23 protein-coding genes are annotated in these 23,311 nt (G+C 36.6%); 4 read left to right on the forward strand and 19 right to left on the reverse strand.

Translation table 11 applies throughout. The annotated features are described in order from the left end of the window. Nucleotides 1-55: 55 nt before the first annotated feature. From ACIP9G_RS08390 to ACIP9G_RS08420, 7 genes are all read right to left on the reverse strand, one after another. Nucleotides 56-1,597 (reverse strand): aminotransferase class V-fold PLP-dependent enzyme, encoded by a 1,542-nt coding sequence (locus ACIP9G_RS08390; RefSeq protein ID WP_401018736.1) that lies wholly within the window; start codon nt 1,595-1,597, stop codon nt 56-58. Nucleotides 1,598-1,601: 4 nt separating this feature from the next. Then, nucleotides 1,602-2,162 carry a glycerol-3-phosphate acyltransferase gene (locus ACIP9G_RS08395; RefSeq protein WP_401018738.1) on the reverse strand — a complete coding sequence of 187 codons (561 nt, stop codon included), beginning with the start codon at nt 2,160-2,162 and terminating at the stop codon, nt 1,602-1,604. A 72-nt stretch (nt 2,163-2,234) separates the two neighbouring features. Then, nucleotides 2,235-3,197: a YpdA family putative bacillithiol disulfide reductase gene (locus tag ACIP9G_RS08400; RefSeq protein WP_340825234.1), complete on the reverse strand. Its 963-nt coding sequence runs from the start codon at nt 3,195-3,197 to the stop codon at nt 2,235-2,237. 145 nt (nt 3,198-3,342) lie between these two features. After that, nucleotides 3,343-4,098 (reverse strand): metallophosphoesterase, encoded by a 756-nt coding sequence (locus ACIP9G_RS08405; protein ID WP_401018739.1) that lies wholly within the window; start codon nt 4,096-4,098, stop codon nt 3,343-3,345. A gap of 159 nt (nt 4,099-4,257) precedes the next feature. Next, the gene (locus ACIP9G_RS08410) at nt 4,258-4,956 is read right to left on the reverse strand and encodes a LysM peptidoglycan-binding domain-containing protein (protein WP_401018741.1); all 699 of its coding nucleotides are present in this window, start codon (nt 4,954-4,956) and stop codon (nt 4,258-4,260) included. Nucleotides 4,957-5,044: 88 nt separating this feature from the next. Beyond that, complete coding sequence (locus ACIP9G_RS08415; RefSeq protein WP_401018742.1) at nt 5,045-6,487, reverse strand: RecQ family ATP-dependent DNA helicase; 1,443 nt, start codon at nt 6,485-6,487, stop codon at nt 5,045-5,047. Beyond that, nucleotides 6,488-7,516, reverse strand: a complete 1,029-nt coding sequence (locus tag ACIP9G_RS08420; protein ID WP_401018744.1) for a YpbB family protein — start codon at nt 7,514-7,516, stop codon at nt 6,488-6,490. A 105-nt stretch (nt 7,517-7,621) separates the two neighbouring features. On the opposite strand from ACIP9G_RS08420, the gene ACIP9G_RS08425 reads away from it, so the two are divergent. After that, the gene (locus ACIP9G_RS08425; RefSeq protein ID WP_173478432.1) at nt 7,622-7,870 is read left to right on the forward strand and encodes a ferredoxin; all 249 of its coding nucleotides are present in this window, start codon (nt 7,622-7,624) and stop codon (nt 7,868-7,870) included. A gap of 216 nt (nt 7,871-8,086) precedes the next feature. Then, nucleotides 8,087-8,869, forward strand: a complete 783-nt coding sequence (locus ACIP9G_RS08430; protein ID WP_401008326.1) for an enoyl-ACP reductase FabI — start codon at nt 8,087-8,089, stop codon at nt 8,867-8,869. Nucleotides 8,870-9,327: 458 nt separating this feature from the next. Here ACIP9G_RS08430 and ACIP9G_RS08435 read toward each other — a convergent pair whose 3' ends face one another. The 4 genes from ACIP9G_RS08435 to ACIP9G_RS08450 all read right to left on the reverse strand — a co-directional run bounded on the left by ACIP9G_RS08435 (nt 9,328) and on the right by ACIP9G_RS08450 (nt 14,572). After that, a complete protein-coding gene (locus ACIP9G_RS08435; RefSeq protein ID WP_401018745.1) occupies nt 9,328-10,086 on the reverse strand; it encodes an ABC transporter ATP-binding protein in 759 nt (252 codons plus the stop codon). Nucleotides 10,087-10,089: 3 nt separating this feature from the next. Next, the gene (locus ACIP9G_RS08440) at nt 10,090-12,408 is read right to left on the reverse strand and encodes an ABC transporter permease (RefSeq protein WP_401018746.1); all 2,319 of its coding nucleotides are present in this window, start codon (nt 12,406-12,408) and stop codon (nt 10,090-10,092) included. Between the two features lie 122 nt (nt 12,409-12,530). Further along, nucleotides 12,531-13,166 (reverse strand): TetR/AcrR family transcriptional regulator, encoded by a 636-nt coding sequence (locus tag ACIP9G_RS08445; RefSeq protein ID WP_401018748.1) that lies wholly within the window; start codon nt 13,164-13,166, stop codon nt 12,531-12,533. Between the two features lie 194 nt (nt 13,167-13,360). Further along, entirely contained in the window at nt 13,361-14,572 is a 1,212-nt protein-coding gene (locus ACIP9G_RS08450) for an MFS transporter (RefSeq protein ID WP_401018749.1), read from the reverse strand. Nucleotides 14,573-14,883: 311 nt separating this feature from the next. Here ACIP9G_RS08450 and ACIP9G_RS08455 point away from each other — a divergent pair, with 311 nt between their 5' ends. Then, nucleotides 14,884-15,708, forward strand: coding sequence for a methyl-accepting chemotaxis protein (locus ACIP9G_RS08455; protein ID WP_401018750.1), 825 nt, complete (start codon nt 14,884-14,886; stop codon nt 15,706-15,708). A 25-nt stretch (nt 15,709-15,733) separates the two neighbouring features. Then, the gene (locus ACIP9G_RS08460) at nt 15,734-16,270 is read left to right on the forward strand and encodes a GNAT family N-acetyltransferase (RefSeq protein ID WP_401018751.1); all 537 of its coding nucleotides are present in this window, start codon (nt 15,734-15,736) and stop codon (nt 16,268-16,270) included. A gap of 256 nt (nt 16,271-16,526) precedes the next feature. On the opposite strand, the gene ACIP9G_RS08465 is transcribed toward ACIP9G_RS08460, so the two are convergent. The 8 genes from ACIP9G_RS08465 to ACIP9G_RS08500 all read right to left on the reverse strand — a co-directional run bounded on the left by ACIP9G_RS08465 (nt 16,527) and on the right by ACIP9G_RS08500 (nt 23,202). Next, the gene (locus ACIP9G_RS08465; protein WP_340825250.1) at nt 16,527-18,080 is read right to left on the reverse strand and encodes a flotillin lipid rafts scaffold protein FloT; all 1,554 of its coding nucleotides are present in this window, start codon (nt 18,078-18,080) and stop codon (nt 16,527-16,529) included. Between the two features lie 15 nt (nt 18,081-18,095). Then, entirely contained in the window at nt 18,096-18,626 is a 531-nt protein-coding gene (locus ACIP9G_RS08470; protein ID WP_340825251.1) for an NfeD family protein, read from the reverse strand. 131 nt (nt 18,627-18,757) lie between these two features. Then, entirely contained in the window at nt 18,758-19,453 is a 696-nt protein-coding gene (locus tag ACIP9G_RS08475; protein ID WP_401018752.1) for a 3D domain-containing protein, read from the reverse strand. Between the two features lie 102 nt (nt 19,454-19,555). Beyond that, entirely contained in the window at nt 19,556-19,744 is a 189-nt protein-coding gene (locus ACIP9G_RS08480; RefSeq protein WP_401018753.1) for a hypothetical protein, read from the reverse strand. Nucleotides 19,745-19,779: 35 nt separating this feature from the next. Then, the gene (locus ACIP9G_RS08485) at nt 19,780-20,058 is read right to left on the reverse strand and encodes a hypothetical protein (protein WP_340825254.1); all 279 of its coding nucleotides are present in this window, start codon (nt 20,056-20,058) and stop codon (nt 19,780-19,782) included. 76 nt (nt 20,059-20,134) lie between these two features. After that, on the reverse strand, nt 20,135-20,599 hold the full coding sequence (locus tag ACIP9G_RS08490; protein ID WP_340825255.1) for a hypothetical protein: 465 nt from the start codon (nt 20,597-20,599) through the stop codon (nt 20,135-20,137). Between the two features lie 290 nt (nt 20,600-20,889). Next, a complete protein-coding gene (locus ACIP9G_RS08495; protein WP_401018755.1) occupies nt 20,890-21,873 on the reverse strand; it encodes a phage lytic cycle repressor MrpR family protein in 984 nt (327 codons plus the stop codon). A gap of 15 nt (nt 21,874-21,888) precedes the next feature. Then, nucleotides 21,889-23,202, reverse strand: coding sequence for a ParB N-terminal domain-containing protein (locus ACIP9G_RS08500; RefSeq protein ID WP_340825257.1), 1,314 nt, complete (start codon nt 23,200-23,202; stop codon nt 21,889-21,891). Nucleotides 23,203-23,311 lie beyond the last annotated feature (109 nt).

Here is a 23,311-nt window from a genome sequence, read left to right on the forward strand (position 1 = left end):
GCCATAAAAACGAGAGAAACCGCTCATATAACACGGCAGCTCTCCGATAAAGCACTTATACATCTACTGTTCGCTCATAATAAGTTAACAGATTTCGTAAGCGACCTAGTGCTAACTCAAAATCAGGTTGGATTACTGACAACTGTATAAAATTTCGGTTGCGTAAATATTCACTATCTCCATGGACATATAATCCATTTAATTTTAAATCGGTCGATAAATTAGTGAGTTCCTTTGGGCATTGTATTGTCAAAATCATTGGATACGCTGTAGTTACTAAGCGATAGTCCATAAATGGTAGCTGCAGCAGTGCTTCATAGTGCTGTTGTAGCTGACTATAGCGAGCTGGATATGCTTGTAAAGCATTTACTACATTGCCAATAAGCACGGCAGGTAACGTAGAGGGAATCATACCTTGCTGATAATTAGCTAAGTCCAAGTAAGCAGGTATAGTAGAGGAAGGCTCCACAAGTTGTTGTGAAAATACAAATGACAAGCCACTAAGTGCCCCAATCGCTTTACCACTCACCGCTGTAGCTAAGTAGCATTCAGCTAATGAAAATGGCATTGCCCCAAATGAGCTAATGCAATCTACGCAAAGCTTTAAATTATAGCGCTTAACTAATTGTAAAATGCCTTCTAATTCATTACATGTACCTGTTGAAGTTTCCCCGTGCACCATTAGTAGCCATTGATAGGAACCCGTTTGTAATAAAGCTTCCAATGACTGTAAATCAAATGCGCTTCCCCACGCTTGCGTAACGACGTCAAAATCTAATGACCAGCGCTCAGCCTGCTTGTGAAGACGTTCTCCAAATTCCCCATTCGTTAAAATAAGTCCATGTCCCACTTTTTGTGCTTTGAGTTGTCCGAGCATCACTTCATTCGCTAATGTCCCTGTTCCTACTAATGTAGCGATATGGGTGGCATTTGATAATTCGAGAAGCTTGCTGCGCATACGTTCATATAGTGATTGAAAAGCTTGAGATCGATGTGACATCTCAGAATACAAAATAGCTCCTTGCTGTTTAACAGGCCCTGGGTAAAATGTATAACTTTCTTGTGCAAGTTTTTGTTGTAAGGAGTGTTCAAATTGTTGCCTCGTTAATACCATTGGTAAAAACATAGCTTCCGCTGTACCTACTGCTGGTGCGAATTGGTTAAAGCCCATTTGCTTATACAATTTTTCCTCACGCGTAGTACCCGAAATGACAGCTGCTGAGTAGCCTTTTTCATAAGCAAAAGCATTCAACGCCTGTGTCAATCTTAATAATACACGTCCTGTACGATATTGCTTTTTCACTGCAAGTAAGCGAATTTCACAAAGCTTTGTACAAATTTCCTTTGGTAAATACTGCTCCACTTCACCAATTTTTTCATCAATTGAAAACGGTCGTTGATCTCGAAAGGCTAACATGCCAATAAGCTCAGTTCCTTTATAAACAACTAAATACGTATTTTCTTGATGAAAACGGTCTACTTTTCTTTTCATCGTATTTGGTTCATGCTGTGGAATTTCTTCAACAAAGGTTTCATAATTCAACTGCGCGATCGCATCGAATTCCTTTTCTGTCTGTGCGACTTTACACCAGTACATAAAATCACTTCCCTCTTCTTAAAGACTCCTTAATATTGGATGTATGCTTAATCAACATACAAATAATTGCAACTAGCATCGGTATGTATAGCGGTAATTGACCTGTTAGTACAATTGCTCCAATGTAAAACACGAAGCCACCTAGCATGCCAAGTGTAAGGCTTCTTGTGACACTAAACACAATTGCTGTGCCGACAATCATCAAGGAAAATATAGTCGGTGATAAGGCAAGGCCAACTCCGATAAATGTTGCCACGCCCTTGCCCCCATTAAATTTCAGCCAAATGGGATACATATGACCGAGTATAACGAGACAGCCTCCTACAATAATTGCCCACTGTTCCAGATTCCAAATACTTCCTAGTAACACAACGAGAACACCTTTTAATGAATCCCCCAAAAATGTCCACATAAATGCAGCCTTACCTATTACACTCCCTGCATTTCGTGCACCTAGGTTTTTACTGCGTTCCTCCTGCAAATTGACACCATATACTTTTCCAACGAAAAAAGCAGTCAAAAAGTTTCCAATAAAATAGCTAATTATCCAATATAACCAAGTCATTTTCCCCCACCTTTTATAGCCTCTATTCTAAAAGAAGCTGTATAAGCAGTCACGCCTATACAGCTTCTTATATTATCTTCTTTCTGCAATTGTTTGTGCGATACAATCACCATGGAAGCGTCCATTTTCAATAAAAATTTCATTGGCATTATTGCCTGCTGCGATGACCCCCGCAATAAATAGCCCTGCTACATTTGTTTCCATTGTGTCAGGTTGACAAAATGGTCGACCTGTTTCCTCATCAATCGTAACACCCATCGCTCGAATAAATGAATGATCTGGGTGATAGCCAGTCATAGCAAAAACAAAGTCATTTTTTAATACTTCTTCACGACCGTCAATATTTACTACAACCTCATGCTCACGAATTTCTACTACATTTGTATTAAAGTGCATTGTGACTTCCCCACCACGTACAACCCCGTCAAATTCAGGTAAAACCCACGGCTTCACGCTTGGAGAATATTCACTGCCACGATACACAACTGTGACACGGGCTCCAGCCTTGTTCAATTCTAATGCTGCATCTACAGCTGAATTTTTCCCACCGATTACAAGGACATCCGTATCAAAAAATTCATGTCCTTCTTTAAAGTAATGGTAAACCTTTGGTAGTTCCTCGCCAGGAATATCCATATAATTAGGATGGTCGTAGTAACCTGTTGCTACTACAACATATGGAGTTTCATATACATCCTTATCCGTCGTTACCGTAAAAATCTCTCCATTTTTCACAACACTTCCGACTTTTTCAAAACGGTTAACTTGAATATTTTTCAAGCGCACTACCTCACGATAATAAACAAGTGCTTGATTTCGCTTTGGCTTGCGCCCCTCAATAATGAACGGTACGTCACCAATGGCTAAACGTTCACTCGTACTAAAGAAAGTTTGATGTGTTGGATAATTGTAAATGGCATTTACAATATTTCCTTTTTCAATAACAATCGGTCGTAAACCAATTTTTTGTAAAGATATTGCTGCCGCTAAACCACAAGGGCCTCCTCCAACAATTATTGCATCAACTTGTTGCATTGTTTGACACTCCTATCAAATAGGCATCAGCGTATTAAACACAGATGCTTCGCTTTCATGCAGATTACATGCTCTCTATTGGGCATCTACATTTAAAAAAATAACTCTCGTCTCCATTATACGCCTTCTACGCATTATTGGTTGTTTATTTACCCGAAATTTCAATGTCAATTATATGGCATTCAGGTTTCGCTCCTAAACGGAATGGCAATAGTGTAGTGCCATAGCCGTTACTCACAAGTGTCATCACACCGTCACGTTCCCGATAAGAGCCTAGCGGATGAACACCATACGGTCCAACTCTGATTTGACCACCGTGCAAATGTCCACCGATCATTAAGTCCGCTCGAAATTTCGCACGCACTCTGGCAAAGACACCAGGATTATGTGAAATAAAAACGACTAAATCATCCTCGCCAACTTTTTCAAAGGCAGCATCAAAACTATATTTCATCGTAGAAGTATCTTCAATAGCACTTAGCCATAAGCGATTCTTTTTAGGTAATAAGACAGCATCATTGGCAATAATTTCGACACTGTGTTGTTGTAAAATAGCCCGAAATTGCTCCTCGCCTACTTCTCTATCATTATTCCCCCAGATAAAATAAGTAGGTCCTAACGGTGTCAATAAATCGAGATTGTCATGGATACGTTGAATAGGTGTGCGCCCATCTGCAAAATCTCCACCGATTATTACCGCATCAAATGTACCTTTTAATCGTTCTATCATTGGACGATTAATTTTTCGTAAATGCGTATCTGAAATAAAAAATAGTCGAATCTTTTCTTGTTCACCTTTGAGTGATAATTGATGATGCAACACATTATTTTCGTGCGCGACCTTCCACATATAGAGTAGGAAGGCGATAACTATTAAAAGAAATAGTCCAATATATATCATTCCCTCACTTCTCCTTATGACAGCAAAAAGGCGATTCATTATGCTGTAGAATCGCCTTTCTGCTAATCAGACGTTTGCCTCAACCATTCATTGGTGTTGACGTTTGTCCTTTATTTTATACTAGAAAAACAACATTGCCAAAGAATGACACCATTTTTCTTATGGTAGTTTAATGACTTGCCCAACAAATACAGTGTCATTAGGCATACCGTTCGCCGCTCGGATTTTCGCTAATGTAGCTTCACTACCATCACCGTAGTAATTTAATGCAATACGATATAGGTTTTCATTTGCTTTAACTGTATGTGTTTTCGCTTTTGCAGCATTTTGCTTTTCTTGTTCTGCTTTACGTGCTTGCTCAGCTTTTTTAGCTTCTTCTGCTTTTTTTGCTGCCTCAGCCTGTTGTTGTGCCAATTTAGCTTCCTCGGCTTTTTTCGCTTCTTCAGCAGCCTTTTGTTGTTCAGCTAACTTTTCAGCGTCTTTTTGTGCCTGTTCTTTGGCTTGATCGTTTGCTTTAGCATCTTTGTCTTTATCAGATGATGTGGATGCTTCCGCTTTACTACCAGTCTTATCAATTTCTACAACAGAATCTAGCGTATCCTTTTCGGCTTCTTCAATCGTTTTACCAGGATCATAGAATTGCACGAAATAAATTAATATAGTTAATGGAATTAAAATAAATGTAACAAAAAGTATCGTCATTAACGGTGATTTACGTTTTGTATTTTTCGGCTTTTTGTTATTGCTTCCATTTTTATTCATTCTTGAAACTCTAGATAGATTTTGCTGTTCTTGTTGTTCTTCTTCAAATGACTGACGATGTTCTTCGATTTTATCACGATAGTCTTCTTTACTCATTCGACTTTCCTCCAACCTTGCTACGCATTCTTCTATCATTCTATTATGACGAATTTTGCGAAAAAAGTAAATGACCGTCAATTATAGTCTAATCGTTTAATAAAAGCTGTTTTAATCGACTTTCCCATGCAATCATTTCTACTTTTTTCTCTTCCTTAACGCGTACTATATTGATTTCATCATAATGGATTCCACAATTTTCACAACAGTTTTCAGGTTTTTTCTGCAATTTTTGCCCAAAATACCCGACAAGCTGCTCGCGAATACAGCCTTTTGTCTGAGTAATTTTTAACATTTCATCAACCGCCTGATATTTTTCAAGTGCAAAATAATTAAGTCGCGCTTTCACTTCCTGAACAGATTCCTGATGATACCAGTAATCTAGCACACGAAAGGCCGTTTCACTCAACTCACCATTTTTCAACATTTGCGATGGCTCGATATGCTGTATTACAAGCTCTTGATAACGGTCGACATGACTTGCTGACGGCAAATCGCCTGTTACAACAAATTTCGCAAGTTCTTCGTCACCATCACTATAAAGTAAAATTGCAAGAGCTGGTTTTCCATCACGACCTGCGCGTCCTATTTCTTGCATATAGTTAGCGACATTAGCGGGCATTGTTTCATGGATCACCTGTCGAATATTTGCCTTATTGATGCCCATACCAAAAGCATTTGTCGCCACAATCCAATCTAGCTCTCCATCAATAAATTGCTGCTGAATAAATTGACGATCCTCTGCACTATAACCCGCATGATAAGCTGCCGCCCGAATACCTGCTTGCATGAATGTTTCACAATATTGCTCTGCACGCTTACGTGATGACATATACAAAATACCTGGTCCAGCTGTTTTTTTTACATGTTCTAAAATCCATCGTGCCTTATCAGCCCTATCCTCAAATCCAACACGCCCAAGATGAATATTAGGACGATCGACGTTATACATAAATTCAAACGGGTCGTTCAGCGAAAGTGTCGTATGAATATCCTTTACTACTTTTTGCGTTGCAGTCGCTGACAAAGCTAACACTGGCGGGCGATTGCTTCGCGAAAACCAGTCACCAATTCGCAAATAATCTGGACGAAAATCAAATCCCCACTGCGATATACAATGCGCTTCATCAACTACAATGAGACTTAATGACATTTTCGCGAGTTTTTCCTGCACCTGTTGTTGCAAAAGCATTTCTGGTGACGTAAAAATAAAGCGATACTGTTCTAAAAAATGGAGTGCATATCGTTTTTCATCTGCTGCTAAAAAAGAATTTAATGCTACTACTCTTTTTTCACCAAAGCGTTTAAGTTGCTCTACCTGGTCCTGCATTAAAGACAATAAAGGTGACACGATTAACACTGGCTTTTGCATTATATATGCTGGCAATTGATAGCACAGTGATTTACCCATGCCAGTTGGCAATAACGCAATTACATCTTTTCCATCAAGAATTGCTTCAATTACTTCCTTTTGACCTGGTCGGAATGTTGTATAGCCAAAGTGCTTAGCTAATGTTTGCTCTAGTTCCATTTATACTTCCCCTTTCGCGAGGACAAGTCTCAGCTGGAAATAACTCAAATCTTTTACTACTTCATGCAATGCCTTTAATTTTTTTGTTTGGTATTGCTTGGAAGCGTGCCAAACTTTTTCCGCTTCTTCATATGAGACGAATGGGCCAATCGAAAAGTTCGGTTCATTCATCGCTAACTCCACTAAATGATCTTCAATCGTACTTTGTTTCAATTTTCTTATTTGCACAATTTGTTCAATTGAATATCCTTGTTCATATAAAACGGCAGTTTGCTGTGCAGAATCAGTCAGCAATGCTTTAACCCGAAGTTCCTCAGCCATTTGGCCAAGTAACGGGTAATTATTTGTTGCATGCACTTCATTCATTAATGTATGTAGTAATTCGATAAATGCTAATTGACTATCAAGCACAGTTTCCTTTCGTTCACTAGAAAGCTGCTGCCATGTCCAACCAGGTAAACTATAGCCACTTAATCGATAAAGGACGAGTTGTTTATTATTATCTGATACAGGTAAGGTAGCTAATACACGAAGGCACTCTTCAAGTAGTTGTTTTTGCAATTTTCCTGATTGATACTGATAGTCCTGCAAAAAATTACGTACCCATGACTGAACTTGAGCATCTTTACTAATAGGAGAAAATGAACGAATCCCCTCTTTTTGATAAGATAGACTTTGGACGACTAAAGAAAGACGAGCAAAAAATACATGCTCATTTCCTCGATAATACCAGCCGTCAAATAAAAAAGCAGATGTTTGCTCTGCTCGCTGTAAACCGAGCTTTTTCATGGAATAATGACCAGATTCCTGCATACTTAACCAACTATATTGCAAAAAGGTTGCTACAGCCTCGTCAAATATCGCGCGTGGTAGCTTTGGGAGTAATCCAAAAAAGTTATGTAGCTGAAACAGTCCAACATCTTGAATTGTCTGACCTGAACGCTTTCCTCTAAGGATATGATAAGCTGCAGAAACTGTTCGTTCATTATTAAGTTTTTGAAAGATTTGCAATAAAATTTGATAAAACATTGAAGCAAATTCCTCCAATTTAATAGTATTAGGTTGAAATGTAAGTTAAACATCTTTAAAATGAGTATGAAGCTTTGTAGGACCATCGTAAAAGGAGAGAAAGAAATGGCTAAATACACAATTGTTGATAAAGATACATGCATCGCTTGTGGCGCATGCGGAGCCGCAGCACCCGATATTTATGATTATGATGATGAAGGAATTGCCTTCGTTATTTTAGATGATAACATGGGAACTGCTGAAGTTCCAGAAGATCTACTAGAAGACATGCAAGACGCTTTTGAAGGTTGCCCAACAGATTCTATCAAAGTGGCTGAAGAACCTTTTGATGGCGACTCTTTAAAATTCGAATAGGTAAACATCATTACTAAATAAAGGCATCCTTCATTGGATGCCTTTTTGTTTGAGTTGGTTTTGTATTTTGACATTAAGATAAAGAGTGCGTATATGTCATTTCAAATGAAGTTGTAAGCTCTTTTCATCTTGTTATTGCAACCATAAATTATGTATGATAAGATTTTAGTAGTTGGTACTAATAACAGATATTATTTCGTAAAGGGGTTCTTATAAATGATGGACAATTTATTACAATTAAAAGATAAAAACATTGTCGTAATGGGTGTTGCAAACGACCGCAGTATTGCTTGGGGTATTGCAAAACGTTTATTTGACGTAGGTGCAAATGTTATTTTCACGTATCGCCAAGAACGTTCATTAAAAAAATTACAAAAGCAACTTGAAAACTACGGCCAAGCAGATGCATTTGTCGTACAATGTGATGTTAATAGTGATGAAAGCACAAAAGCAGCATTCGATACAATCGGTGCAAAAGTTGGTGTTATCCACGGTATTGTTCACTCTGTAGCATTTGCCAATGCAGAAGACTTACACAATCGCTTTTTAGAGACAACACGCGATGGCTATGCATTCGCTCAAGATACAAGTGCGTATTCGCTTATTTCAACTGCAAAAGCAGCACACCCGTACATGACAGAAGGTGGCTCTATTGTAACGATGAGTTATTTAGGCGCTGAACGCGTACTTGATGGCTATAACGTAATGGGTGTTGCCAAAGCTGCATTAGAAGCGTCAATGCGCTACTTAGCTGCTGATATTGGGCAAGACAATATCCGTGTAAATGCAATTTCTGCTGGTGCTATTCGTACACTTGCGGCAAAAGGTGTTCCTTCATTCAATACGATTTTACACAAAATCGAAGAAACAGCGCCGTTAAAACGCAATGTTCAACAAGATGAAGTAGCTGATATGACAATTGTAATGCTATCTCATCTATCACGTGGGGTAACTGGCGAAACAATCTACATCGACGCTGGCTACAATATTATGGGTTAATAAAAGACAAAAAGTGTTAGATTGACTACAATCAATCTAACACTTTTTGCTGTTGATGTTCGCTACGGCGAGTGCTTTCCGCGGGCACATCGCAAGCCGCAACCGACGCTTACGCGCCGCCTGTTGCGTCTTACGTTTTGTGCGTTCCCGCAGGAGTCACTCGCCTCCGCTATCATCAACTAGTATTCTCTTTCTATTTTTATTTACTGCATAAGAGAACAGCTATGGTTTCATTTATTTTACATAGCAGAAAAATACAAACAATCCAACACTTTCTTGATGCACTGTTGATGTCCACTACAGGGATGCTTTCCGCGGGCATACCGCAAGCTTCAACCCTGCTATGGCACTGTTTGTTGCGTCTTACGTATTGTGCATGAGTCGCCTCATCCGCTACCATCAACGAATGCTTTACTTCTGTTCATTTTCCTTGATGGGAGACTCACCTTCTTTAGAAATTATATTCCGTTTTTTCGCATTTCCGCCATAATCTTTTCCATTTTGTCTTCAATATTTGTGTCCGTAAATCGGCTAAATTGTATTTCATCGACTATTTTTCCGTCACGCATAAACAGTATACGATCAGTCCTTGCGGCAATCTTTGGATCATGTGTTACAAGCAGCACCGCTGTCCCTTCTGCATTAATTTCTGTAATAATGTCCATGATTTCCTGTGCTGATTTTGAATTAAGTGCACCAGTCGGCTCATCACCAAAAATAATTTTAGGATTGCTTATTAGTGCGCGGCAAATGCCTGCACGTTGTAGCTGTCCTCCCGAAACTTGTGTAATATTACGTTTTTCAAGATCGCTTATACCTACCTTTTTCATAAGCGCTCTTGCCTTTTTTGTAATCTTATCAACACTTTTTCTGTTATCTCGCATTGAAGGAAGTATGATATTATCCATAATATTTAAGTTTTTAAGTAAAGTTGGCTGCTGAAAAACAAACCCCATTTTTGTTCTCCGTAAATCGGCAAGCTCCTGTTCACTAAGCATTGACAAATCCATTCCATCAAAAGACACCTTTCCAGTGTCAATGCTATCCATTCCACTTACTGCATACATAAGTGTAGATTTCCCTGAGCCTGATGGACCCATAATCGCAACGAATTCCCCCTCGTTTATTTCAACGGACACACCATTGAGAACATTGTGCCTTTTTTCTCCTGCACCGAAAGATTTTACAATATTGTCACCGATAATCATTTTCTTCATAAACTACTCCTTTATATTTTCGGATATTTTTATTTTCCCAGCCCCAGAAGTACTAATAATTGTTGCAATTAGTACCGAGCATGCCATCATTAGCGGACAAAGTAAGTACGCCGCTAACGGATTGACCGAAAATGTAAACGACGAAGCACCAAAAGAAGAGATAACCGCGCCTGCTAGTAATCCTCCGAGCGTGTTAGCAAGAAGTGTACCAACAACAATTCCAATCATTAGTACGAATAAGGAACGGGCAGCATACTGTGACATAATATCTGAATTTGTAAAACCTAACGCTTTCATTACAGCAATAGAGTATCTATCCTTTGCGATAAGCATTTTCATAAACAATAACGTAACTAATACAGTAATAAAGAGCGCCACGGCAATTGCGACACGAGAAGCCTTTCCAACTGCATCAATTGTTGAGCCGAAAGTTTGTAAGACGTAATCATTAATGTCTGAAACTTTTGCATAGGTAAATAGATTCGTATACTCAGTCATTCTATTATCCAGCACAGCTTTATCGGAAAATTCCACGCTAATAACACTCCACATCATGTCTGTAGAATTGTCATTAAAAATAGCCTTTGCGGTTTTTCCACCGTTTGTAATATCGGAATAAATGCCGCTTATCGTGAAATTTTGCTCCTTTCCTGCAATGATAAGGGTTATACTATCGCCTATTTTTTTACTAAGCTCATCGGCGTTTAACTTTGAAAGTGCAATTTCATTTTGTGAAACGGGTGCCCTCCCAGTCGAATATTTTATTGGGAAGATTGAATGGTCACCAAGTTCGATTTTTATATTTCGCTCTGTTCCATCTTCCATTTTTACTTTAAATGTTTTTGTCGAAAGAACAGTATGCTTTGAAATGGTACTGTCATTGTTTATAGTATATAAAATTTGTTCCGTTTTTTTAGAAATATGATCAGTCTGCTGGATGTCAATACGCATATCGTAGTTGCCAATACCCATATACTTGATGAAGTTATTTGAGGAAATCGTGTTGTAAAGGTTTAGTGGAACAATCATGATAAATGCCGATATTACAAGCACTGTTAGCATTGTGGCGTAAAGTCTTTTTCTTGACAGTACATCTTTAATGCCAAGAAATATATTTGTGTTAAAGAGACGGTTGCTGTTCAAGCAAAACTTCCTTGTAGCACTGTTTTTTTCTTGGGAAGTGCCATGGCGTATTGCTTCAGCAGCGGAAATTTTACGAAAGCGTTTCAACACTCCATTTACATAAGCAATAATTGCAAAAAATACAATAACTATACCAATTATTCCGAAAAGCGATGCAAGAGAAGAATTGTCGCTTTCCCCCATATAAAGCCTAATATTTTCAAGAAGCATGTTTTTGAACAAGAATGAACATACATAGCCGATTACACTACCTGCTAACGCAATGGCTGCATATTTTGCAAGATATATCTTCTTTATGTCTGAGACTGGTAATCCGATTGCCTTCATAACACCAATTTCACGGTAGTCTACTTCGATTTTTGCGAGGAGAGTGAAACGAATGCACATAAATGCTATGGCAACGACTAGTATACTTATAAGAAGTATGATTGCTATCATCATTCCGTCTGAAAGTGCATTAATCGTTTTAAACAGTGGATATGTTATCGTCGGTCCATTCGCTTCAAGTCCTGCAGTTGCATAGGCGTTTTCAAATTCGCCGAGCGACGATAAATCCTTTAATCTGAACTCAATTAAATATTCTGTACGGCCAAAGTTTTTTATGTCTGCGTAATCATTTTTACTAATAAGAAATCTCTTCGAAGAGGAGAGCATGGAATTCATCTGTGAATCTCTTAGAAATCCTGCAACAGTGAATGATTTCCCACTTATCGCTGCAATGTCCCCGACCTTTACGTTGTTTTCCTTCATATAACGTAATGGAACATAAAGCTCACCATCAGATGCGTTAATAATATTACCATCAAGATCCAACAGGTAATCGAATTTCTCACTTTGAATGCTAAAACCATTATCCTGAACATTATTTGCAAACGAACTATTGCCTAAAATAATTTGCGAGCCGTCAATATTAAGAAACTCAAGCACTTGAAAATCTTGGACGTTACTATTCTGTTCAGCAAAGCCTTTAAGTCGCACTGTATTAATATCACCTACATGCATTTGCATAAAATGAGGGGTTTTCGCCTGCTTCATAAGTGTATCTAACTCCCCCGAAAGATTTACAACAAGTATTGCTGATAGCGCAACAAGCATAGCCGCGACCGCAACAAATATCATTGTTGTTAGCGAAATTAGTTTGCTATTGGAAATATCATTGCGGATTATTCTGTAATACATACGTCACCTCTGTTCGAGATTTTTAACAGATTGAAAAACATACCCCCACCAACTAGCCTTCCTGACCTAAGAAAAAAAAGAATTTCCTAAAAAATAGCCGAATTAATCAGTATTTTTCTCAACTAGCTGCCCTCTTTTCCATTGTCAAACATCCTCATCATGTGCATAAGACTTCCACTTTCAACTCCTAAAAGTCGTTCGACGTTAAAAATTAATGCTTGTACTCGACCCGCGAACTCAGCATTCGTCAAATTGACCATTGCATCATCAAAAACAGTATTGGTATATGCCACTATCATTTCCATACATTCATACGGATATGGCGTATGAAATAGTCCTTGCTCAATGCCTTCACGAATAATCCCCGTTAATACTGGTGGAACTTCGTTAACTATAACTTTTTGTATTTTCTGATGCATAAGAGCATTTTGCGGCTTATGCATATGCTCTATTACTTCTTTGCCGTTACCGTCACTAATATTCAATGCCATGACAACGCCGATAATACGCTCATAGACGGATATATTCTTATCAGCAGCAATTTTCTTGGCAGATTCTAAAATTTGCACAGTATAGCGTTCAATCAACGCATCCATAATATCCTCTTTCGACTTAAAGTGATAATACAGCGTACCCCGTGCAATACCTACTTTTTCTAAAATTTCGTTTGTACTTGTGCCATCAAAACCTTTTTGACCGAAAAGCTTATCAGCTACATCCAGTATTTCGTTTCGACGCTCTTCAGCTTCTTTTCGCATTTCTTCCCCCTTACTGACCGACTGTCTGTCTATACCATTTTATGGTACAACTTTCCATTTTGTCAATAATATATGCTAAATATTGTTTTCGAGTGGATAAAAAATCACCCCCTCTCTACGAACAGTTAGAGCTGAGGTGATTGTTCAATTATCCGTCATGTGAAAAATAAAAGGAGTTCTATCAACTTAATACTTCACTTTACTAAGCCGGTAATTAACCGTTGTTTCGCAATGACGCTTTTTAATACAAATGTTAGCATACAAGCAATGACTAAAAATACTGTTATCATTGCAATTACGCCTACCCAGCCGAAGTGCATCCAAAACACACCCCCTGCGGTTCCACCAACACTCGAGCCAAAATAATAGAAAAATAAATACAGTGATGATGCTTGTGCCTTATCATGAGTTGCACGTTTGCTTACCCAGCCACTCGCTATTGAATGGGCTGCAAAAAATCCAAATGTGAAAACTGTAATACCTAATATTTTTAACAAAAGAAGACTTTGTAATGTAATAATTGCACCTGCAAGCATAATAGCAATTGCTAACAATAACATTTTTTGACGCCCAAACCGATCGGCCAAACTGCCGAACCATGCCGAACTAAATGTCCCTACTAAATAAATAACGAATATCCACCCGACAATTGTGGCACTTAAATTATATGGTGGTGCCATTAATTTAAAACCAATATAGTTGTAAAGCGTCACAAAGCTTCCCATTAACACAAAGCTAATACCAAATAAACAAAGCATAGATGGATCCTTTAAATGCTGAATAAGTGATTTTGTTAGCGCCTTTATTTGTAACGGCCGTGCCGTAAAATTTTTGGAATTCGGTAGCATCCATATAAATAACACACTAATCATCAAACTAATTACGCCAAGCACAATCATGCCAACTTGCCAGTTATACAAGTCTGTCAATGTACCGATAATGACACGACCACTTAGCCCCCCTACAGAATTGCCGCTTATGTAGAGCCCCATCGCAACGCCTAAACTAGTCGGAGCAATTTCCTCGCCTAAATAAGCCATAGCAATAGCTGGTAGCCCAGCAAACACAACTCCTTGAATAACACGCAATACTAATATAGTTTCAAAGTTTGGTGAAAAAGCTAGTGCTAACGTTAAAGCCGATGCTGCAAATATAGATATTGTCATTAACGACTTTCTTCCCCAAGCTTCAGATAACGAGCCGACAATTATCATACTAATCGAGAGTGCCAATGTAGTTACCGATAATGACAAACTTGCAACTGCTGGTGAGACACGAAACTCTTCGGCAAACGTCGGTAGTAACGGTTGCGATACATATAAGTTCGCGAAGGTAATAAACCCTGCTAAAAATAAAGCCCAATTTGCTCTGTTAAATGCTTTTGTTCCCTTCTCTATATAGTCCATCTCTATCTCCTTCCAGTGACGCGTCCTATCTATCTATTATTCTAATACAACATTCTGTAAAAAACACTGGAAGGTTGTCAAAATTCAGACAAACTATATGTACTTTTCTTTTTGTTTCCACTATTTTTATTTGACAATTTCACAGAAAGTATAATTCTGCGTCATTAATTTTTCGAATAATACACATGCCCTAGAAAAATATCTTTTTTCTGTTAAATGAATGTTTTTACTATTTTGAATTAGCATTTAGTGTGCTACAGTGAAGGAATAATCTAGAAATCAATGTTTTTATAAAGACTCGGAGGTATCCCATGAAAATGATTGAAGCTTTAGCTCTATCAGCGCACTATATCCATCTTGCATTAAAAGAGGAAGCGATTGTAGCTGTCATTGAGAAGGAAAGTGAAACAGTTGTAAAATATTTAGCAGGCAAACGTGTAGACACAGGTTATGTGGATGGCCAAAAAGTAAATGCGAATGATCAAAATGTGTTCATCGCCTTTGCTGGAAAAAATGCAGATGTCATCATTCCCGAGAACGTATACGGTATTGCCATCAATGCTTTTGCATTTCCGATTCGAGAAAATGGTAAAGTTATTGGGGCACTAGCCTTTGGATTACCAATTGATAATGAGCTCAAACTCGAACAGTATATGAATACAATGGATAATATCGTGAATAATCTTCAAGATAAAGTACATACCATCGCCTCCCATTCAGAGGAGTTAGCAGCAACTAGTGAGGAAATTAACAAACAGGCGCAACACGCGCTTGAGGATTCCGAAAAAACAAATGATGTTACAGATTTAATAAAAAGTATTTCTCGTCAAACGAATTTACTTGGCTTAAATGCGTCGATTGAAGCGGCTCGCGCAGGTCAGCATGGAGCAGGTTTTAATATCGTTGCACAGGAAGTCAGAAAACTTTCATTTGAAACTTCTAGTGCAACGGAAAATATTGAAGCTTCTCTTCGCAATATTAATAGAAATCTTGATAATCTAAAGCAAAATATGGGACAAATTAATGATGCAACAAATGAACAGGCCCAACTTGTGCAAGATTTTAGTGAAATTATTGAAGAACTAACGACGCTAAGTCAAGAAATGAAGGGCTTTATGCATAATGCTTTGAAATAAAATATAGAATTGAGGCGGCAATAGTATGGAAATTATTATCAATCACGAATTATCGTTACGAACAATCACTTTAGATGATGCAGAGGCTGTTTTCACGCTAACAGATAATTCGAGAGAATATTTACGTGAATGGTTACCGTGGGTAGATTTCACAAAAGAGCTTTCGGATACAAAAAGCTATATCGAAGGCTGTATTGCTGGCTACGAAGCAAAAAGTAGCATGTCGCTAGCTATTATTTTCCGCGATAAAATTGTAGGAATCGCTGGCTTTAATACTATTAATTATAGTAATAAAATTGCAGCAATCGGCTATTGGCTCGGTAAAGACGCTCAAGGCCATGGCATAATGACCAAAACAGTACAAGCATTATTACAATATGCGTTTGACGAACTACAACTAAATAAAGTTGAAATCCGTGCTGCTGTGGGCAACACAAAGAGCAGGGCTATCCCTGAACGACTTAATTTCACAACAGAAGGAACAATTCGTGCTGCAGAGTGGCTATACGACCACTACGTCGACCACGTCGTTTACGGCATGCTTGCGAGCGAGTGGAAATAAACGACAATACCTACAATGTAATAAGATAGATTACTGATAGAGTGTTGGCAAAGATGTTAGTAAATTTCCGATAGTTGATGGCAGCGGAGGCGTTGACCCTTATGGGAACGCACGCCACGTAAGACACAACAAACCGCGCGTTAGTAAGGGTGTGCCTTACTGTGTGCCCGCGGAAACAAACCGCCGTAGCGAACATTAACGACAAAACAAAAAAGTGTTAGATTGACCGCAGTCAATCTAACACTTTTTCTAATGTTTATTGTTCAACTGTTTCTTTTTGTTTTTCTGTAGCAACAGGTTCTGGCTGTTTCACTAGCTCTGTCGCAATACGCTCAAGCTCTGGTCTCAATGTGTGCTTACCAGCGTAGCTTTCGATTAATTCCTTCACATCAATGCCTGACGTTTCCTTTAATGTTTCCTGTAGTGTTGACATTAAGTTCGTTGCATAAGAAGTCACCTTATTAGCACCACTTCCGCCTTCTCCGCCACCAGTATCAACAACTGTAATTTTATCGATATTGCCTAGTGGACTTGCAAGCTCTTTCGCATACTCTGGCATCATGCGTACAACCATATCAAGGACAGCTGCTTGACCGTAGTACTCGAAGGCTTCTGCAATTTTACGTTTCGCTTCAGCTTCTGCAAGACCTCGTAGGCGAATAATATCGGCTTCTGTTTCACCTTGCGCACGCTCGGCATCCGCTTTCGCGATACCATCTAAACGAATCTTCTCCGCTTCTGCCTTTGCTAACGACTCAATACGATATTTCTCAGCATCTGCTTGCGCAAGCTCACGCATTTTTTCAGCTTCTGCATTTTGCTCAACTGCATAACGATCAGCATCTGCTTTTTTCTTCACTTCTGAATCGTATTGCTTTTCACGACGTAAAATTTCTTTTTCTTCTAATTCAATTTGCTTTTGACGTTCAATAATGCGAATTTGCATTTCTTGTTCAGTTACTTCCTGTTTGGCACGTGCAGTTTCTAATTCATAAGCTTGGTCTGCACGAGCTTTCGCAATATCTTGCTCACGACGGAATTCCGCCACTTTTAATTGATTTTCTTTTTCTGCTTCCGCAATTTCTGTTGCACGTTCTATTTCAGCCTTTTGTGCTTCTTTTGATGCTTCTGCACGCTTAATACGTGTTTCTTTTTCTGCAACTGCAGTCGCAATATCTGCATCTCGTTTAACTTGTGCAATTCTTGGCTTACCAAGTGAATCAAGATAGCCATTTTTATCGCGCACATCTTTAATTGTAAAGGAAACAATGACAAGACCCATCTTCGCTAAATCTTGAGAAGCAACACGTTGTACCTCTTGCGAGAATTTATCTCGGTTTTTATAAATTTCCTCAACCGTCATCGACCCTAAAATCGAACGTAAGTGTCCTTCCAATACTTCACGTGCTTCACCTTCACGTTCTGCCTTTTGCTTTCCTAAAAACTGCTCAGCAGCTGTAGCGATTTCTGAAATAGAACCACCAATTTTAATAATTGCTGTACCATCTGCCATTACTGGAACGCCCTGTTCCGTATAAACTTCAGGTGTTGTAACTTCTAATTTACTTGATAGTAAGCTTAATGGTTGAGCTTGCTGGAAAATCGGGAAGACGAATGTACCGCCCCCACGAATAATTTTAATTCGATTTCCTGACTCATCTTTATGTACATTTTTTGAGCCAAGATAGCTACCTGTTACAATCAGTGCTTCATCAGGACCCGCTGTACGATACTTTGTTACATATAGTGCTACAAGAGCGATTAAAATAAATGCTACAATACCTAGAACAATCAAAATATCCATTGACATAATAGTATCTCTCCTTTAAATAAATTTTTTTTCATAGGCTCTCACAAAAAGAGTGCCTGCCCTCACTTCAACTACAAGGACTGTCGTATCATAATCAATTACCTCATTGTCAAAGCCTGTTGCACGCTTTGCAATCATACCGCTTGTAGTCTCAATGACAACTTCACCAAAGCCATCAGACGGTATCGGTACAATAACCTTACCTAACTGACCTTCAAGTGATTCTTCTGTATAGGCTAATGAGACATCAGCAGATTTTAGTGGAACGAGAATAAATAAATAAAATAGGGCACTTAAAATAACTCCAATTACAGCAGCTACACCTATATTCCAAACGCTAGGGAAAAAGGCTAACTTTTCTAAAATAAATCCAGCTGCTGACATTAACGTAATGAAAGAAAGAATGACACTTGGATTAAAAATCGGTAGACCCTCTCCTATGCCCTCGACAGCATCACCGAAAAACATAAACAAAACCGTTGCCAGTCCCGCGAAAATTAATACCACTAAATAAATTTGCTCCAATGTATAGCCAAATAGCGTCAAATAGATCACCCCTTTTCAACGTATTACCTACTATACGGATGCACTGAGAAAAAAGTTTCAAAATTTTTTAACAAATAAAAAAGATTTCTATGTAATGATCTTAATTTACGACAACTTGCTTGAATTAAAGACTATGTATCACCTTCTGAATTAGCTTTAAGGATATTGATAATACGTACTTGCACATTATGTCTGCCGTATTTTGTTGCTACTTCTTCAGATTCTACTAGAATATCTAACTTATAACCTTTGATGGCTCCTCCTTTATCTGCTGAAATAGCTCTAAATGATTCATATGGTGTCTTTATTTCTACAATAGTTCCTAATGGAAGTACTGATGGATCCACCGCTACAATCCTTAACCCATTATAATAATTAGTTTCACGAACATTAATGCCCGTTACTGTAATACCACTACAACCTTTGCAATCGGGACCATAATATGATGCATTAAATTTCATCCACTTTTTAGTGTTTTGTTTTTGTTTCTCTTGGTTGCTGATTGTTTGAACTTTCTCTTTAGAAGACGGATTCTTACTTTGTTCAACTAGCAAGATTTTTTCTTTTCTAATCATAGCTTCCTGTTTCAACCTCTGCTTTTCCTTTTCTATTTGTAATTTTTCTTGCCTTAAAGTTATTGCTTTACTACGAATCATTTTCATAGAGGTTTCTAACTTGATCTTTGGGGAATTTTGTAATAGTTCTTCACCATTATGACTGCTTTTATGTAGTTTTTTATCTTCCAAGGTAAAATTCATTAAAATAAAAAGTAGTAATAATATAAACGTTATTTTATATACATTCATTAAAATACCTAGATGCTTCAACAGAAAAACCACCGCATAATCCCAACCTTTTCAATTAATTCATCTAATATGGTAGTTTTATTTCGGTTCTTATTATGTATTATATTTATTAAGTCTTATGTATTAACTATTTTTGATTAAAATATTAATAGTCTTTAAAAATGCTTCTACAGTTTTAAGTGTTTCTATTTCTAAATGTTCCATTTCCGCTGAAATCATTAAATTTAATTTGCCCATTTCCTGGTATGCTAAACCCATTGCATAACGATCAACTTTATTTCTATTTAAATTTCTATTGTTGGAAGCCTTCATTTTGCTCCTTCCCTTCACCTTAGCAGTAATTCAAATCATTCCACATATACCTGTTTTTCTATAAAATCAATTAGCTTATTCAGCCTTTCCAATGTTTTTTCTTTTTCTGACTGAATTTGTAATTGTTCTATGTGCTTTGTAATATCTACCAACTTTATTTGAAATGCTTGACTCTTATGCAAAAAGTCTTTCATATTATTGTCACTTTCAAACACTCTTCCTTGATTAATAGCACCAAAAATATAACCAAAATCTAACGTCAATTCTTTTAATAACTTATTTATCGTATCCATATAAACCCCAACCTTTGTCATTAGTATCACTTCTTTAATTTTAAATTATTTCATTTAAATAATTCCGTTATTTCAATAGATTCTATACTTAGCGCTATTAATTTATCTTCTCTAGTATAATATGTCCTGGATAGTAGCTATTTAAATATTCCTTTAGACTATTTAAACATGTAATACTATCATCAATAATCGACTTTCTTAAAAAGCCATTATATAAATAAATTATATTTTTAAGCTCCACGACACAAAATAAATTTTCTTGATTATCATCCAATTGAACTAAACTATCATATTGGATATCTATACTTTGTGATTGTTGATAGATAAATTTTGTATCATCAACATCTTTAATTAATTCTAGTTCATCCTCATTCCATGTATCCATTAGTATTAAACTCGATACAGAGCTATCCATACATTTACATTCTAAAATATTTCCCCCCTCATCGCTCAAAATAACATTTGTAATTCCACCGTTAAAGTCTTTCAATAACTCGTTTGAAATATTACTTTCATTAAAAAGAACTAACTCTAAAATAGCTGTTGTTTGTAAATCATTCATAATAAAACCTCCTAGTATTACACTAAACTAACATATTTTGCTCAACCATATTAGATTTGTCCTTATCTTATCACGAACAGATGTTCGTTTACAAGTTTATTTTAGAGAATTTTTACATTTTATCTAATGTTCAATTTAAAAATTGCGCCTAAAAACAACAGCACGCTGTTTTTGACTAGAGCATTAGTATTTATTGAGCTACCAATCGTTTAACCTAGTAAGCACAATCCAATCCACTAATAATTGTTTACTTAAAAATCTGCAATAAAAAAAACTGGTATTCACCAGTTCTATAGCTCAATATTAAAGTGTCCATAGTTTTTTTTCATAAAATCAAAATCTAATTTATGTTTAAGAACAGAATAACTTACATACTTGTTATCTTTGTTCGCAAAACCAGTATCATATTTAATTGCGACTTTATCAAGTAGTTCTTTATTTACTATTTTTATTTCATTATCTTTTATCATGTCCCATATATACCACATCATTCCTGAGATCTGTATTGTACTGGCAATTAAATTATTATTATCAAAAACTGTTTTTGCTAATTCCAATGCTCTATTCCCGAAGGAAGCTCTCAGTTGAATATCGTTACTATTTACATTTGCTTTTTTAAAGATATAGGTATTGTCAGAGAAGTATTTTTGGCCTTGTTTAGGGATTAAACTAGTAGACGAAACTTTGTCCAGTTTTTCAAGCTTCCAATAAAGATCTTCTGTAATATTTATTTTTCTTCTACAGCCTTTACTCGTCAACTTAGCAAAATAATTTCCGTTTTCACTACTTAAATCCTCCATTTTTAAATTTAATATTTCGCTATACCCTTCTCCTTTTATTCCCTCAAATAAACATAATAAAAATACCGCATGTCTTTGGTCGTCAAATAAACGCATATAAGTTAGTAATTGTTCTCTTGTGTATCTGACAATCGACGCTTTAAAAACAAATCTACTACAGTATTCCATATCAATGATGCTCGGTAACCTTTGTGAACGATTTTTTGTATGTCCGTTCATTATTGCCCAATCTATATATCTAGAAATAAAACCTATGGACGCACTTAACGGTTGTGGGCTAGGAGATTTCAAACTATAAAATAACTCTTCTAACTCTACTTTATTCATATCAAAAATATCTTTATTTTTTTGATTTTCAATTTGAGTTGCTTTATTGAAGAGTGAGAAATACGTAGTTAAACTATTATCCTTTATATCTAAAGATGTTAAATACCATTCCTTAATATCCTTATTAAATACATTATCTTTCAGCATCAGTTATACACCTCATTATTGAATTAAATTCTCAAATACTTTCTGAAGTTTTTTTCTATTTTGAACGCTTAGTCCCCCATATTGGAGAATGCCAAGCTCTTCCCATAACGGATTATGTATAGAGAAGTCTAGCTGATTTAAATAATTAGCCAAACTTTCAAATGCGATATTTTTGGCATGCATTTGTGCAGCTAATTCAATATGTCCATTAAACATTCGATTTTTAAACATTAAAGAGCTTTTATCATTTAAATGCTCTTTATAATAAGCAAAAAGATACATCATATATTCATTAATTACTTTCGCTATCTTTACTACCTCTATACGACTTTCTAATTCAAAGCTATTATTGATTGCATTTGATAGCTCTGAAAAAGTAACTACCTCACCATATGAATATTTAATATTTGAATTAGAAGTGATTCTTCCCTTCAATTCCCCTTCCACCTTTAATTCAATCACAACTTCATCAGATAACTTATCCTTAGCCAATTCTTGCAATCTTGGTTTTGGAATCGGATTAGCTTTTGCCATATCTACTTGAACTCTTTTACATTGTGCTTCTGTCATATTTGAAATGATGACAATCATATTACCTTCTAGCTCGGTCTTTTTCATGTAGGCATTATAGATAGAGAAAGTTCGATGTGCACCATCTAAAACATCCAATATAGTTCCTTCTAACAATGTCAGTGTTTTTTCTTTTTCATCGTAAAATAATTCTAGTCCTTCATTTCCAGTACCAACTTTTGCATTATATCTCAAAGTAGAAGTAATCAAATCTCCATTTAATGTTTGTTTTTCAATCTCACGTAATGATTTCGGATTTAGATTCATCACTTCTATAATTTCGTTTTTTAACTTTTTCTTTTTTGCTTGCCGCTGGATATTGGGGTTATACATCGTAATGCCACTCATCCATAGCTTACCGATAATTGCATTTGGAATAACTACAGTAAATTCGTTATGTCCTGTTTTTATTACATTTTCAAAAGAATAGGGTAACGTAATAATATCTTCATATGGAGATTCTCTTATATACAATCTTAATTCTTTGATTTCAGAAGGATTTAGCCATTCTTCAAGCCAATTACAATTATATTCTTCAAGTTTTAAATTAAATTGTTCACCTAATAATAATAACTCAAATAAATTTGCTTCACTTAGCACATCTACATCGTTAATCATTTCTAAAATATTTCCTATATTAATGTTATGTCTATTAAGTTGAATGGAAATCTCATCTAAAAATACATCATTTTGAACGATTAATGGAATTTTCGCTTTAATTTCTTCAACTAATAATTCACGGGTTTTACCAATTTTCAAACTTTACACTCCCTTGTTTTTCCATTAATTATCTAATTATTTCAATAGTACCATATGCGATATTAAAATGTAACTACAATAAATGAATTAATTAAATTTACAACCTTTT

Source organism: Lysinibacillus sp. NPDC093197 (genome assembly GCF_044754025.1).
Lineage (GTDB): Bacteria > Bacillota > Bacilli > Bacillales_A > Planococcaceae > Lysinibacillus.